Consider the following 12,891-nt stretch of genomic DNA (forward strand, 5'->3'; position numbering starts at 1 on the left):
CGCCGGGGCTTGTCTCATTTAGTGCTTGTAATTCGGGCTATGCCTGTCCGGCTGGCCGGAAGCGTCAGGGGAGGGCCTAGCGTCCGCGGGCCCTCAGTACTTCCAGGGTTTCCCGGTGCCGGCGCTCGGCCAGGTCCTGGTTGCGGGAGGCCACGCCCCAGATAGCCGCCGGCAGCCAGCCAATCAGGGTAAACTGCAGGAAAAAGCAGAGCAGGCCGCGCAGAATGTGGCCGTGCAGCATCATTGATAAACCGGGGAGCAGAATGGCAAGCAGCATGGGCGTAAAGTGTTAAGGAAGATGATGCAAACCTACAGATTCTTCAGCCACACCTGACGCAGAGCCAGCTGGGCCGGCGTGGCCGTGGGGTCGGCTTCGAAGTGAAAGCGCTTTACTTCGGGGCGTCCCTGCAGCTTGCAGGCTACTTTCTGCTCCTTGCCGCCGCGGCGGATGGTGAGCTCATAGGCTTGGCCGGCGCTGCTGGCTTGGATTTTCTTCATGATGTCGCCCATGGTGGCCGGCCCCAGGCTGATGCCCTGGTAGGCCAGAAGCTCGTCGCCTTCGGCCAGGCCGCAGGCCCGCACCTCGGGCGCCAGCTGCGTAATTACCACCTTGCCCTCACGGGGGCCGAAGCCCATGCCCAGTCGTGCTTCCTGCTTGCCCGTGGCCCGGGTCCGGCTGTAGTTGATGCCTACGCTGGCAAAGTATTCCTGCAGGGGCAGGGGCTCGGCATTTTTCACGTAGCGCTGGAAGAAGTCGCCGATTTCCGGGTAAGTCATGCGGGTAAACTCCTCAAAGAAGTTCTGCTCGCTGAAGGGCTTGTCGGGGCCGTAGAGCCGGGTGAGCTCCAGCAGCACCTCCCGCAGGCCGCGCTTGCCGCCGGAGAGCTGCAGCAGGCGCAGGTCGAGCAGGGTAGCCGTGAGGGCGCCGCGCTGGTAGATGTTCATGTACTGCGCCTGGCCCTCGTCAGCAAAGGAGTTCAGCCCCAGGCGGGTGAGGCTGTAGGTGGTGTCGGTGCGGGTGCGCTCGAAGCTTTCCTTGCTATGCAGGGTGTTGAGGTACTCGTCGAGGCTGATGAGGCCGCTGCGCAGCTGCATGGTGTGCGCCGCCCACTCCGTCACGCCCTCGTACAGCCACAGGTGCTGCGAGCCGGTGGGGTTCACGAAGTTGAACTGCTGAATAATCTCGGAGTGAATGTTGAGCGGCGTCACGATGTGGAAGAACTCGTGCGCGGCCATGTCGGTAATGGCCTGGGCCGACTCCGGCGTGAGGGGCCGCTCTTCCAGCGTGTATTCCGAGCTGTAGGAATGCTCCCAGGCGCCGTGCTCTTCGTCTTCGAAGTGGTAGAGAAAGGCGTAGCGCTTCACCGGCAGCTGCCCGCCCAGGAAGGCCTGGGCCGCCCCGAGCATCTTCTGCATGTGGTTGAGCAGGGGCTCGGCCTTCACCAGGTCGGTTTTGGAGTAGCAGTACAAGGCCACGTCGGCATCGCCCAGCTTGGTGCTGGCCTCGGTGAGGCGGCCGAGCAGAATGGGCGAGTCCACGGCGTGGTCGTAGTTTTTGGCGTGGTAGTACCCCTGGGCATCGGGCACCAGCGCCGAGCCGGCTTTCCAGGCTTTCGGGTAATTCAGCTTCATGCGCAGGGGGCGCGCCTGCCAGCCCTGGGGGTAGCCCAGCAGGGTTTGCCCGTTCAGCAGGGCGTGGTCGGCCTCCAGCGAGGAGCCGCACATGTGGTAAATCTGGTGCTCCTGCACCGGCGTGTCCCAGGTTTCGGCAATGGTGTAGCGGATTTCGCGGGTCTTGTCCGGGCTTTCCAGCTGCCACTGGTTGGTGGAAACCTGCTTGCTGGGCAGGGCCTTGCCTTTGGCATCAAAGGCCTCAAACTTGCGCACGAAGCGGCCCATGTCCATCACCTGGTAGGTGCCTGGCGCGGTGGCCGCAAACTGGTAGATGGCCTGCTCCTTGCCCAGCTTGGGCAGCTCCAGCTTCACCTGAAACTCGTTGGAGTTGGCCGCCGGGTCCATGCTGATGGTGTAGGTAAGCTCGGCAGCCGACTGCGCCAGGGCAGGCAGGGCACCGGCCAGCAGAAAAGCCAGGGCGGCAGGTCGTAAAAAGGCAGGCATTCTTAAAATGGATGAGGTAAGTAATGGGAAATGAATTCAGGGCTAACAGATGCTTAAAGCTGGCGGGCGTTGCGTGCCGGGCTCTTCCTTGCACAAGTACGGGGCCGTAGCTATTCTCCGGCCCACGGCCCTGGCCGGCTGCCCCTGGCGCCCAGGCTGGGCCCGCAGCCGGCTCGGTGCAGCAGCACCGACAACACCCTGGCTGCTGCTGCGCGTATTCACTGGGTTTCGCAAGCTACTTTAACCAAGACGCCTATACCCCCGCTGCCGATGCCTACCTACACCAATCCCATCTGGGACGACAACTTCCCCGACCCGGCCCTGCTGCGCTGCACCGATGGCTGGTACTACGCCTACGGCACCCAGACCAAGCGCAGCGGCATCATCATCAACATGCAGGTGGCCCGCTCCCAGGACCTTGTTCGCTGGGAATATTTGGGCGACTGCCTGCCCGAAAAGCCGCAATGGGCCCGGCACAGCCAGAAAATATGGGCTCCGCACGTGAGCGAGCACGCGGGCCGCTTCTACATGTACTACTCGGCCCGCCCCGATGGTGCCGACCGCCTGAGCCTGGCCGCTGCCGTGGCCGACAGCCCCGCCGGCCCCTTCACCGACATCGGGCAGCCCCTGCTCAACGGGCCGGGCTTCACCTGCATCGACCCCATGGCTTTCGACGACCCCGCCACCGGGCAGCGTCTGCTGTACTGGGGCTCGGGCTTTGGCCCCATCTGGGTGCAGGAGCTGGCCGAAGACCGGCTGTCGTTTCAGCCGGGCACGGTGCCCCAGGCCCTGGTACATCCCAGCTCCACCGACGATACCCGCGACTACCACCGCCTGGTGGAAGCGGCCTGGGTGCGCTACCGCGACGGCTGGTACTACCTGTTTTTCTCGGGCGACAACTGCTGCGGGGCCCAGGCCCACTACGCCGTGCTGGTGGCCCGCAGCCGCCACGCCACCGGGCCCTTCGAAACCCTGGCGGCCTACACGCAAAATCCCTACGCTACCCTGCTCGAGGAAAATGCCCACTGGCGCGCCCCCGGCCACAACTGCGTGATAACCGACGCGGCCGGCGACGACTGGATTGCCTACCACGCCATCAGCCCCCGGCAGCCCACCTTCGATGCCATCGACGACTCCGAAGGGTACTCGCGCCGGGTGCTGCTGCTCGATAAGCTGGAGTATGTAGAGGGCTGGCCCCGGGTGCGGGGCGGCGGGCCTTCCTGGCAGCCCCAGCCCGCGCCCCAGGGCCAGTAAACCAACAAAGCCCCGGCCAGGGCCAGGGCTTTGTATGGGGTGGATTCATACATTTTTTGAGCTGCAGCCCGGGCGCTCCCGGCATTACAGCTTCACCTGCGGCGAGTTGTCACGGCCGGTGATAACCCACTGGCCGTCCTGCAGGCGCAGGTGGTAGTAGTAGCTGCGAACGGGCAGCGGACGCGCCTGCTCCACGCGGGCCGTGGCCGCATCGCCTTTGATGTCGACATACACCAGCTTGGCGCGGCTTTTTTGCAGGGCGGGGGTTTGCAGCTCGGCCTCTACCACCTGGGTGATAAGGCTGCGGGCTTCGGGCTTGGTGCCCGGGTCGGGGGCGCTGAGGGTGGTGCTGGTGTGGGCAGCGAGGAGGGTGGTCTGGGCAGTGGCTGCAGTGCTCAGGCTCAGGGCAGCAAGGAGGAGAAGAAGGGAAGTACGCATGAGGTTACAGAAAAAATAGGAGTGAGGAAAAAGAGAGGGGTGGTTGCGGAGAGTGGGCGGCCCGGCGGGCGGCGCGGGCGGCAGGTGGGGCGTGGGGCAGGTACTGCTTCATGGGGTGTGGCATTGGGATGGCGCAAAGGTGGCGGGCCCTGCCACACCAGAAAAGCGAGTTTATTTCATCATCTGGCTGAAGGAAATTCAACCAGCGGTAGTTGGGCTGTTAGGCGCTTTTGCTGGCCGCACCGTTGCCTGCAGCCCCACAAAAAGGAAGCTGAATTTTTTTCAGCTACTTCCTGAAGAAATTGCGCCTGGCTGCTGCAGCCCCGGGCAATATTTTTGCGTCTGGACGCGCGGCCGCAGCTTTACCGGGGTAGCGGCGGCTTTGCCCATTGTCGCATTGCCTTTCGCCTAAAACCTGCTCCCGCTTATGGAAATCCGTCATCTGCGCCTGGTGCGCGCCATCGTGGAAGAAGGCAGTATTGCCCGCGCCATCGACAAGCTGCACCTCACGCCCAGCGCCCTCAGCCACCAGCTCAAAGAAGCCGAGATGCAGCTGGGCGCCCCCATCTTCTACCGCATAAACAAGAAGATGGTGCTCACGCCCGTGGGGGAGAAGGTGCTGGACGCGGCCCACGACATCCTCAGCCGCTGGAACCGCACCCACGCCGAAATAAAGGAGTTGATAGGCGGCGAAACAGGCGTGCTGCGCCTCAGCACCGAGTGCTACACCAGCTACCACTGGCTGCCGGGCCTGATGAAAACCTTCGCCCGCGACTTTCCCCACGTGCAGCTGCGCATCGACTTCGAGGCCACCAGCAACCCGCTGCCGCGTCTGCGCAGCGGCAACGTCGACGTCGTCATCACCAACGACCCCGTGCCCGACCCCAACATCGAGTACATCGAGCTGTTCAGCGACGAGCTGCGGGCCCTGGTGCCGGCCGGGCACTGCTGGGAAAACCGGCCCTTTGTCACGGCCGAGGACTTTGCCAGCGAAACCCTCATCATTTACTCCCTGCCGCTCAGCAGCGTTATTCTCAACCAGCGCCTGCTGGCCCCGGCCGGCGTGGAGCCTGGCGGCGTAAGCGTGGTGCCCCTCACCGAGGCCTCGCTGGAGCTGGTGAAGGCGGGTATGGGCGTGAAGGTGATGGCCAGCTGGGCCGCCAAGCCCTACCTCAGCGCGGGCAAGCTGCGCAGCGTGCGCGTAGGTCCCGAGGGCCTGTTTATTCAGTACTACGCCGCCCGCCTCAAGCACCAGGACTACCCGCTGTACTTCGACTGCTTCCTGAATTCGCTGCGCCAGGAAATGCTGGTCTGAGCCTTAGCCCAAATGTGGGGCTTCCCGTATCTTAGGCACGTTCTGCTTTTTTGCTGCCTATGATAGTGTCTTTTTACGCCCGGCTGCGTCAGGCCGCCCCCTTGCTGGCCCTGGTGGCTGCCCTGAGCACTGCTTTTACTGCCCGGGCCCAGCCGGCCGCCCCCGACCTGCACTGCCTGCTGCTGCCCCTGGACCCGGCCCTGCGCGTGCAGCAGGCCGGCTTAATCCTCGAAGCGGAAGTGCGCGATGCCCAGAGCTTCTGGGACGCCGGCCACCGCCGCCTCTACACCCGCCACCGCCTGCGGGTGTTCAGCCTGCTGAAAGGCAGCGTGGCCGATACGGCCGGCCTGGTGCTCATCACCGAAGGCGGCCGCCTGGGGCTGACGCAGCAAACCCTCACCAACACCCTGCACCTGGAGCCGGGGCAGCAAGGCGTGTTCTTCCTCAGCCCCGCCCCCTGGCCCGGCCTGCCCGCCGAAAGCGGCCGGCTCTGGACTCCCTTCGGCAGCGAGCAGGGCTTTATCGGGTACAGCCTGGCCGACAACACGGCGCGGGAGCCTTTCCGCACCTACCCCAGCATCGGGGCCGCTTTCTACCAGGAGCTTGCCCAGCTGACCGGCCAGCCCCGCCGCGTGCTGCAGCCCAACCCCGCGCTGCGGGCCGCCCAGGCACTTTTGCAGGCCCCGCAGGGCAGCCTGCGCACCAAGGCCCCCAGCATCAGCGACCTGCAGCCCGCGCAGCTGCCGGCCGGGGTCGATGCCGTGCTCACCATCGTGGGCAACGACTTCGGGGCCTCCCGCGGCTCGGGCTTTGTTGAGTTCAAAAACGCCGACGACGGCGGAGCTACCTGGGTGAAGGCCCGGGAGAGCGACTATGTGAGTTGGACGCCTACCCGCGTTCAGGTGCGCGTGCCTTCGGCCGGGGAGGGGCGTAAGCCCGCCGGCAGCGGACGGGTGCGCCTCACCACCGGCGGCCAGCTGCAAACTGAAAGCCCAGGCACAATTTCCATTATCTACGCCCTCACCAACGTGGAAAGCACCGAGGGCAACCTGCTGGCCCGGCCCAACCACGTAGCCAGCAACGACAGCGGCGGCATCAGCTTCCGGTTCAGCGCCAACTTCCGGGCCCAGCCGGCCCCCGGCGCGGCCTGGCGCCGGGCCCTCAACACCTGGCGCTGCCAGACGGGCATGAACTGGCGCGTGGGCAGTAGCATCGCCAGCAACGCCATTGCCGACGATGGCCAGAACGTGGTGGCTTTCGACAACGCCAGCGACGCCCTGCCGGCCCAGGTGCTGGGCCGCACCACCAGCTACTACAGCGGCTGCTACGACGCCAACCGGCAGGTAGTGTTCTACGTGAAGGAAATCGACATGCAGTTCGACGACGCCGCCAACTTCCAGTTTGGCCCCGCCCTGGCCATTGGGGCCCTGCGGCAGATTGACTTCGAAACCGTAGCCCTGCACGAGCTGGGCCACGCCCAGCAGCTGTCACACCTTATCCAGCTCGGCGCCGTGATGCACTACGCCGTGCAGCCCGGGCGCAACACCCGCAGCCTCGACCCGGCCAGCGACATTGCTGGCGGGCGCCGGGTGCTGCGCGAGCGTAGCTTTCGGCAGCTGGGCTGCGGCGGTGCCGCCATGCTCCCGGCCCCGCTTATTCGCTTTAGCGCGCGGTTTGCGGGCGGCACGGGCATCGTGCTGAGCTGGGCTACCCGCGACGAATGCTTCCTGAGCGGCTTTGCCGTGCAGCGCACCAATGGCGTTGATACCACGGCCTGGCAAACCGTGGCCACGCCCGGGGCTGGCCAGGGCAGCGGGCAGTACCAGTACGTAGACCAGCAGCTGCGCGAGGGCCTGCACTTCTACCGCCTGCGCCTGCAGCGGCCCGATGGCTCTTTCGACTACACCGAGGCCACCCCCGTCACCAGCGAAGGAGAGTCGCCCGACTTCGCTATTTTCCCCAACCCCGTGCAGGGCGAGCGGCTTTACCTGCAGTATCCGGCCCCGGCCAGTGGTGCCGTGCTGTTCCTCATGTACGACGCGCTGGGCCGCCTGCAGCGCCGCACCCAGACCTCGGCCCGCCAGGGCCTCAACGTGCTTAGCCTGAATGTGACGGGGCTAAGCCCCGGTATGTATGTGCTGCGCTGGCGCGATGAGCAGGGCCAGGGAGGCAGCCGCAAGTTTGTGCGGCTCTAGCGGCCGTCACAGGAGTTGCGTTTTATCGGCAGCCTTAATGCAATTTCTCAGGGTTGCTGCGTAATAGCAGCTAAAAGCCAACAAGCATGGTTTTTAACTTCCTCTTTCCTCAGCTTGCGCAGATACCGCGTAAGCCGCCAGCTGCCCCGCGTCGAGGTTGCCATTAAGCCACTCATTCTCGATGTTGGCGCCCAGCTTCTTGTAAAACCCGATGGCCGGCTCGTTCCAGTCCAGCACCTGCCACTTCATGCGCTGGGCGCCGGTGGCGCGGGCCTCGGCCACCACAGCGTCGAACAGCAGCTTGCCGTAGCCGCCGCGCCGGGCGCTTTCCGTCACCACCAGGTCTTCGAGGTAGAGCATGCGCCCTTTCCAGGTGGAGTAAGCCGTGTAGAACAAGGCCAGCCCGATGATGTCGGCGCCGCGCTCCAGCACGAAAAAGCCGAATATGGGCACCGGGCCAAATCCGTCGCGCCGCATGGCCTCCAGGGTATTCGTGACGGCCTCGGGAGCCCGCTCGTACTCGGCCAGCTCCTTAATCAGGCCCAGCACCTGGGGCAGGTCGGCTTCCACGCCGCGGCGCAGGATGCAATTATCAGTGAGCAATGAACAATGAGCAATGAAGTGTGAGGGGAATTTCAGGCAAAAAAAGAGCAATGAGCGTGCCCGGTAGGCATTGCTCATTGCTCACTGTTAACTGTTCATTGTAAAGATTACATCTGCGGCTGCATCTTCTTGATGTCTTCCGTGGCGTTCACGGCGTTCAGCTCCCGGTACTGCGCGGGCATGGCCTTGCCGCCGGTGGTGTCGGGGGCAGCAGGCAGCGGGGGCAGCTCGGTGGTAACAATGTCATCGTCGCCCTCTTTTACCGACGGGCCGCAGGAGGGCAGCGTGAACGAGAGCAGGGCAAGGGCCAGCAGGCCGGAGAGGAACTTCTGTTTCATGTGAAGGGGAATCGATTGGCGGTGCAAGTTACGCAAGGCGGGCGGCTTAGCGTTACGAAAGTTGGAGCGTGGTGAGGTAGCCGGGGCTATTCTACCGCATACCAGGGCACCCCCAGCCGGCCGGGCCGCAGGCGAATATCGACTACGCTGCCGGGGCGCATCAGCTGGTACTGCTCCTGGGCTACCTGTATGTCGGCCACTTCCGGGAAAGGGCCCCAGGGCTGCACGGTGAGGTAGTACGTAGTGGTTTTGCCGGAGGAAGAATGCTTGGCCAGTACCTGGGTGTGGAAGACCCGGCCCCGCTGCCCATCAAACGCCGCGTTGATGCAGGTGCTGGCGCCATAGCCGTAGAGGGCGGCCATAAAAACCAGTGTGAGCGAAGCCGCAAAGGCCGTTTGCCGGCGAAACAGCCACTCGCGGGTGCCCAGTCCCAGCAGCAGGGCCATGCTTACTGCCGCCCGGCCCACCACCGGCCAGAGCTGCTGATAGGCTACTATCTCGAAGTCGAACAAGCCCCGGATGCTCAGGGCCAGGCTGGGCAGGAGCACGGCTAGCAATACAGAAGGGTAGGGGCTATTGGTGGTTTCATTCAGGCGCAGCGCCCCCTGATGCCGCCACAGTGCGGCCGCCGCGAGCAGCGGCACCGCCAGGGCGCAGATAACCGCCCATTCGTAAGGGCGCGGAAAGAAAATCAGCCAGGCAGCGCTGAGGCCGCCGGCAATGTTGAGCAGCTTGGCGGTGCCGGCCGCCCGGGCCAGCTGCTCGCTTCTTTCCTCGGTGCTGTTGCCCAGGGCGTGGTCGGCCAGCGCCTCCTTTTCGGCGGCCTCCTGCTCCAGAACATCCGCGTTGGGAAAATGCCGGGCCAGCCAGGACTGCAGCTCGACGTAGCGCTCCGTGGTGTAGCCAATCTTGAGCGTGCTCTTCCGCTTGTCCTTGGGTACGACAAAGGTGTATTGCTGCGTGATGCGGTAACCTTTTACTTCATCCCAGGCCAGGGTTTTGGTTTTGAAAGCACCTACCTGACTTAGCTGCTCCGGGCCCAGGATAAGCCGCCATCTTACCGTTTCCAGCAAGCCATAGATGAAAAAGCCACCCATGCCAATACCCAGCACGGCCATGAAGGCCGTCAGTCCCAGGCTGGGCTCCTTGGCGTTCTGCGCCAGAAGCGGCATAGCAAGAAAAATGGCGGCCATGGGCGGCAGCAGCACATAGAGGAAGATGCGCCAGCCTTTGGCAGTAGCGAAAGTGGGCGAAGGTGGTAAAACCAGGGGCATAAGCAGAAAAGAGTGGGCTGGCCGAAGCGCCCGGTAAATATGGGGCCGAATGGAGCCTCCCGGCGGCCTTACCTTTGCCCGGCCCGGTCCTTAGCCGGCATGTGCCGCTTGCTGCCCCTGTCTGTCGTCATCATCACCTTCAACGAAGAAGCCAACATCGCCCGCTGCCTGGAGGCGCTGGGCGACGTGGCCGACGAGGTGCTGGTAGTCGACTCTTTTTCTACCGACCGCACCGTGGCCATCTGCGAGCGGCACGGGGCCCGCGTGGTGCAAAACGCCTTCGCTGGCTACGTCGAGCAGAAGAACTTCGCCACCGCCCAGGCCCAGTACGACCACGTACTGCAGCTCGACGCCGACGAGGTGCTGACCGAGGAGCTGCGCCAGTCCATCCGCCGGGCGAAGGCCCACTGGGAGCACGCGGCCTACTCCCTGGCGCGGCTCACCAACTACTGCGGGCACTGGGTGCGCCACGGCGGCTGGTACCCCGACCGCAAGCTGCGCCTCTACGACCGGCGCCAGGGCCGCTGGACCGGCCTGCTGCTGCACGAGCGGTATGAAGTGGAGGCCGGCCTCAGCACCGGGCAGCTGGCCGGCGATGCCCTGCACTACAGCTACCACTCCATTGCCCAGCACGTGGCCCAGCTCAACAAGTTCACCACCATCACGGCCCAGGAGCAGGCCCTGAAGGGCAACACCCGGGTTACGCTCTTCCACCTGCTGCTCAAGCCCTGGTGGAAGTTCGTGCACGGCTACTTCTTCCGCCTGGGCTTTCTCGACGGCTTCGCCGGCCTCAGCATCGCCACCATCTCCGCCCTGGGCGTATTCCTGAAGTTCGCCAAGCTGAAAACCGACCCCGACGTGTTGTCAACCCCCAGCCGCCTCCCCCCCCCCCGCAGGGGAGGGGGCCGGGGGGCGGGGCCCAGCACCACTGCCCCATGAGCCAGACCTACCTCGTCTCCCGCACCGACGCCATTGGCGACGTTGTGCTCACCCTGCCCGTGTGCGGGCGGCTGAAGCAGCTGTTTCCCGGCTGCCGGGTGGTGCTCATCGGCCGCACCTATACCGCGCCTATTGCCGCCGCCTGCCCCTGGGTGGATGGCTTCATCAACTTCGACGAGCTGCAGCAGCTGCCCGAAGCCGAGCAGGTGCAGCGCCTGCGCCGGGAAGAAGCAACGGCTATTATCCACGTTTTCCCCCGGAAAGCCCTGGCTCGCCTGGCCCAGAAAGCCAAAATCCCGGTGCGCATCGGCACCCGCAACCGCTGGATTCACTGGCTTACCTGCAACCGCCTCGTCAAGCTTAGCCGCCGCCACTCGCCCCTGCACGAGGCCCAGCTCAACCTCAGCCTGCTGCAGCCCCTGGGGCACGCCGGGGAGCTGCCCCTGCTGGAAATAGCGCCACTGGTAAAGCTGCAGGCCCCCGAGACCTTGGCCCCACAATGGCAGCAGCTCCTGCAGGCCCGCCAGCATGGGCAGCTCAACGTCATCCTGCACCCGCGCAGCCGCGGCAGCGCCCGCGAGTGGGGCCTGGCCAACTTCGGCCAGCTGGCCCAGCTCCTGCACGAGGCCGGGCACCGCGTCTTCATCACCGGTACCGCCGCCGAGGGGGAGGAGCTGGCGCCCTGGCTGGCCGCCCACAGCTTCTTCATCACGGCCGACCTCACCGGGCAGCTGGCCCTGCCGCAGTTCCTGGCTTTCATCGCCGCGGCCGATGGGCTGGTGGCCGGCAGCACCGGGCCCCTGCACCTGGCTGCCGCGCTGGGCCGCCACGCCCTGGGCTTGTACCCGCCCATCCGGCCCATGCACCCCGGCCGCTGGGGCCCCCTGGGCGAGCATGCCGCCTTCACGGTATTCGACAAGCCCGGCTGCGAGGACTGCCGCGACGAGCCCGCTACCTGCGCCTGCATCCGAGCCATTGCCCCGCTTACCGTGGCCGCCCAGGTGCTGGCCTGGCAGCCTTTGCCCATGCTCCCTTCGTAGCTTAGCTCAGATTAAAGGCGCACTGCCACCTGCTCACTGTTCACTGCTCATTGTTAACTGCTAACTGTTCATTGCTCATTGCTAACTGACTTATACCGTTCCGGCCGCTTATCTCAGCTGCTGCTGTTTATTGCCTGTCTGGCAGGGGCCATCGGGCTGTTTGCCTCCCGGGCTCTGGTGTCGCTTAGCCCCGTGCTGGGGGTGGTGGCTGCCTTTACCAATCCCGGCTGGCGGCCTGCCCTGCGCCAGGCCCTGCGCATCCGGGCCGTGTGGGCGCTGGCTGCTGTGTATCTGCTTTTGCTGCTGAGTGTATTCTACACCGAAAACCTCGCTGAGTGGCGGCACCAGCTGTTCCGGCAGCTGCCCTGGCTTGGTATCCCGCTGGTGTTTGCGCTGGCCGTGCCGCTCAGCGGCGAGCAGCGGCGCTGGGTGGGGCGCTGCTACGTGCTGGTAGCGGCGGCGGTGGCGGCGGCCACGGTGGTGAAGTACTTGCTTAACCGCGAGTACGTGAACAAGCTGGTGAGCATGAACCAGAACATTCCCTCCGCGCTGGGCGTGTTTCACATTCACTTCGGCATCATGCTGGCCCTGGCAGCCTGCTGGGGCGTGCTGCTGGCCCGCCCGACCGAGCAGCCCAGGTGGTGGCGCTACGCCCTGCTGGGCAGCGCCATCGTTTCCGCCCTGGCCCTGCACATTCTGGCCTACCGCACCGGCATTCTCGCCCTCTACGCGGCCGTGCTGGTGAATGCCGGCATTCTGCTGCTGCGCCGGCCCCGGCTGGCTTTCATTATGCTGGCCTGCGCCGTGCTCTTCCCCATTATTGCCTACAACACCCTGGAATCGGTGCAGCGGCGCTGGACCGCTACCGTTTACGACTATCAGCAGTTTGCCCAGGGCCAAGACATCAACCGGTTTTCCATTGCCCGGCGCATGGCCGCCTGGAGCAATGCCGGCAACATCATCCGGGAAAATCCCGTGCTGGGCGTGGCCCCAGCTGATACCGAGCTGGAAATGATGCGCCAGTACGACCAGCACAGCTTTGGCCTGCTGAAAGAAAACCGCGTCATGATTCACAACCAGTACCTGCACTTCCTCGTCAGCAGCGGCCTCGTGGGGCTGCTGCTCTGGCTGTGGGTGCTGCTGGGGCCCCTGACGCACCCCGCCCTGCGCCGCAACCTGTTTGTGGTGCAGCTGCTGGCCGTGCAGGCGGCCGCCACCCTGGTCGATTCCCTATTGGAAATGCAGCTGGGCTTCAACTTATTTGTGTTTTCTTACGGCTTCATTGTGGTGGCCGCCGAGCGCCGGGCACGGGCGCAGGCCAACCCCGAAGCCGAAAAAACAGTTTAAGACGGGCTGTAGTATATCTACTCCGTCCCT

At 64.9% G+C, this 12,891-nt stretch carries 13 protein-coding genes; 7 read left to right on the plus strand and 6 right to left on the minus strand.

Annotated features, from left to right (window positions below; genetic code table 11):
* Positions 1 to 76 precede the first annotated feature (76 nt).
* The gene (locus ABD919_RS01925) at positions 77 to 277 is read right to left on the minus strand and encodes a hypothetical protein (protein WP_345233290.1); all 201 of its coding nucleotides are present in this window, start codon (positions 275 to 277) and stop codon (positions 77 to 79) included.
* Between the two features lie 32 nt (positions 278 to 309).
* The gene (locus tag ABD919_RS01930) at positions 310 to 2,118 is read right to left on the minus strand and encodes a M61 family metallopeptidase (RefSeq protein ID WP_345233292.1); all 1,809 of its coding nucleotides are present in this window, start codon (positions 2,116 to 2,118) and stop codon (positions 310 to 312) included.
* 49 nt (positions 2,119 to 2,167) lie between these two features.
* Here ABD919_RS01930 and ABD919_RS01935 point away from each other — a divergent pair, with 49 nt between their 5' ends.
* Together ABD919_RS01935 and ABD919_RS01940 are read left to right on the plus strand one after the other, a co-directional pair.
* Complete coding sequence (locus tag ABD919_RS01935; protein ID WP_345233293.1) at positions 2,168 to 2,362, plus strand: hypothetical protein; 195 nt, start codon at positions 2,168 to 2,170, stop codon at positions 2,360 to 2,362.
* Positions 2,363 to 2,388: 26 nt separating this feature from the next.
* Positions 2,389 to 3,372, plus strand: coding sequence for a glycoside hydrolase family 43 protein (locus ABD919_RS01940; protein ID WP_345233294.1), 984 nt, complete (start codon positions 2,389 to 2,391; stop codon positions 3,370 to 3,372).
* 84 nt (positions 3,373 to 3,456) lie between these two features.
* Here ABD919_RS01940 and ABD919_RS01945 read toward each other — a convergent pair whose 3' ends face one another.
* Positions 3,457 to 3,810 carry a hypothetical protein gene (locus tag ABD919_RS01945; protein WP_345233295.1) on the minus strand — a complete coding sequence of 118 codons (354 nt, stop codon included), beginning with the start codon at positions 3,808 to 3,810 and terminating at the stop codon, positions 3,457 to 3,459.
* Positions 3,811 to 4,237: 427 nt separating this feature from the next.
* Here ABD919_RS01945 and ABD919_RS01950 point away from each other — a divergent pair, with 427 nt between their 5' ends.
* Together ABD919_RS01950 and ABD919_RS01955 are read left to right on the plus strand one after the other, a co-directional pair.
* The gene (locus ABD919_RS01950; RefSeq protein WP_345233296.1) at positions 4,238 to 5,125 is read left to right on the plus strand and encodes a LysR family transcriptional regulator; all 888 of its coding nucleotides are present in this window, start codon (positions 4,238 to 4,240) and stop codon (positions 5,123 to 5,125) included.
* A 59-nt stretch (positions 5,126 to 5,184) separates the two neighbouring features.
* Positions 5,185 to 7,320 (plus strand): T9SS type A sorting domain-containing protein, encoded by a 2,136-nt coding sequence (locus tag ABD919_RS01955; RefSeq protein ID WP_345233297.1) that lies wholly within the window; start codon positions 5,185 to 5,187, stop codon positions 7,318 to 7,320.
* Between the two features lie 93 nt (positions 7,321 to 7,413).
* Here the strand turns inward: ABD919_RS01955 and ABD919_RS01960 are convergent, their stop codons facing one another.
* The 3 genes from ABD919_RS01960 to ABD919_RS01970 form a co-directional block, all read right to left on the minus strand.
* The gene (locus ABD919_RS01960) at positions 7,414 to 7,923 is read right to left on the minus strand and encodes a GNAT family N-acetyltransferase (RefSeq protein ID WP_345233298.1); all 510 of its coding nucleotides are present in this window, start codon (positions 7,921 to 7,923) and stop codon (positions 7,414 to 7,416) included.
* A 107-nt stretch (positions 7,924 to 8,030) separates the two neighbouring features.
* A complete protein-coding gene (locus tag ABD919_RS01965) occupies positions 8,031 to 8,261 on the minus strand; it encodes a hypothetical protein (RefSeq protein WP_345233299.1) in 231 nt (76 codons plus the stop codon).
* Positions 8,262 to 8,347: 86 nt separating this feature from the next.
* Positions 8,348 to 9,535: a hypothetical protein gene (locus ABD919_RS01970; RefSeq protein ID WP_345233300.1), complete on the minus strand. Its 1,188-nt coding sequence runs from the start codon at positions 9,533 to 9,535 to the stop codon at positions 8,348 to 8,350.
* Between the two features lie 99 nt (positions 9,536 to 9,634).
* On the opposite strand from ABD919_RS01970, the gene ABD919_RS01975 reads away from it, so the two are divergent.
* The 3 genes from ABD919_RS01975 to ABD919_RS01985 all read left to right on the plus strand — a co-directional run bounded on the left by ABD919_RS01975 (position 9,635) and on the right by ABD919_RS01985 (position 12,861).
* Positions 9,635 to 10,474 (plus strand): glycosyltransferase family 2 protein, encoded by an 840-nt coding sequence (locus ABD919_RS01975; RefSeq protein WP_345233301.1) that lies wholly within the window; start codon positions 9,635 to 9,637, stop codon positions 10,472 to 10,474.
* Positions 10,471 to 11,514 (plus strand): glycosyltransferase family 9 protein, encoded by a 1,044-nt coding sequence (locus ABD919_RS01980; protein ID WP_345233302.1) that lies wholly within the window; start codon positions 10,471 to 10,473, stop codon positions 11,512 to 11,514. The genes ABD919_RS01975 and ABD919_RS01980 overlap by 4 nt, the downstream gene beginning before the upstream one ends.
* 78 nt (positions 11,515 to 11,592) lie before the next feature.
* Complete coding sequence (locus tag ABD919_RS01985) at positions 11,593 to 12,861, plus strand: O-antigen ligase family protein (protein ID WP_345233303.1); 1,269 nt, start codon at positions 11,593 to 11,595, stop codon at positions 12,859 to 12,861.
* Positions 12,862 to 12,891 lie beyond the last annotated feature (30 nt).

The sequence above is a fragment of the Hymenobacter saemangeumensis genome (assembly GCF_039541835.1).
GTDB classification, from domain to species: domain Bacteria; phylum Bacteroidota; class Bacteroidia; order Cytophagales; family Hymenobacteraceae; genus Hymenobacter; species Hymenobacter saemangeumensis.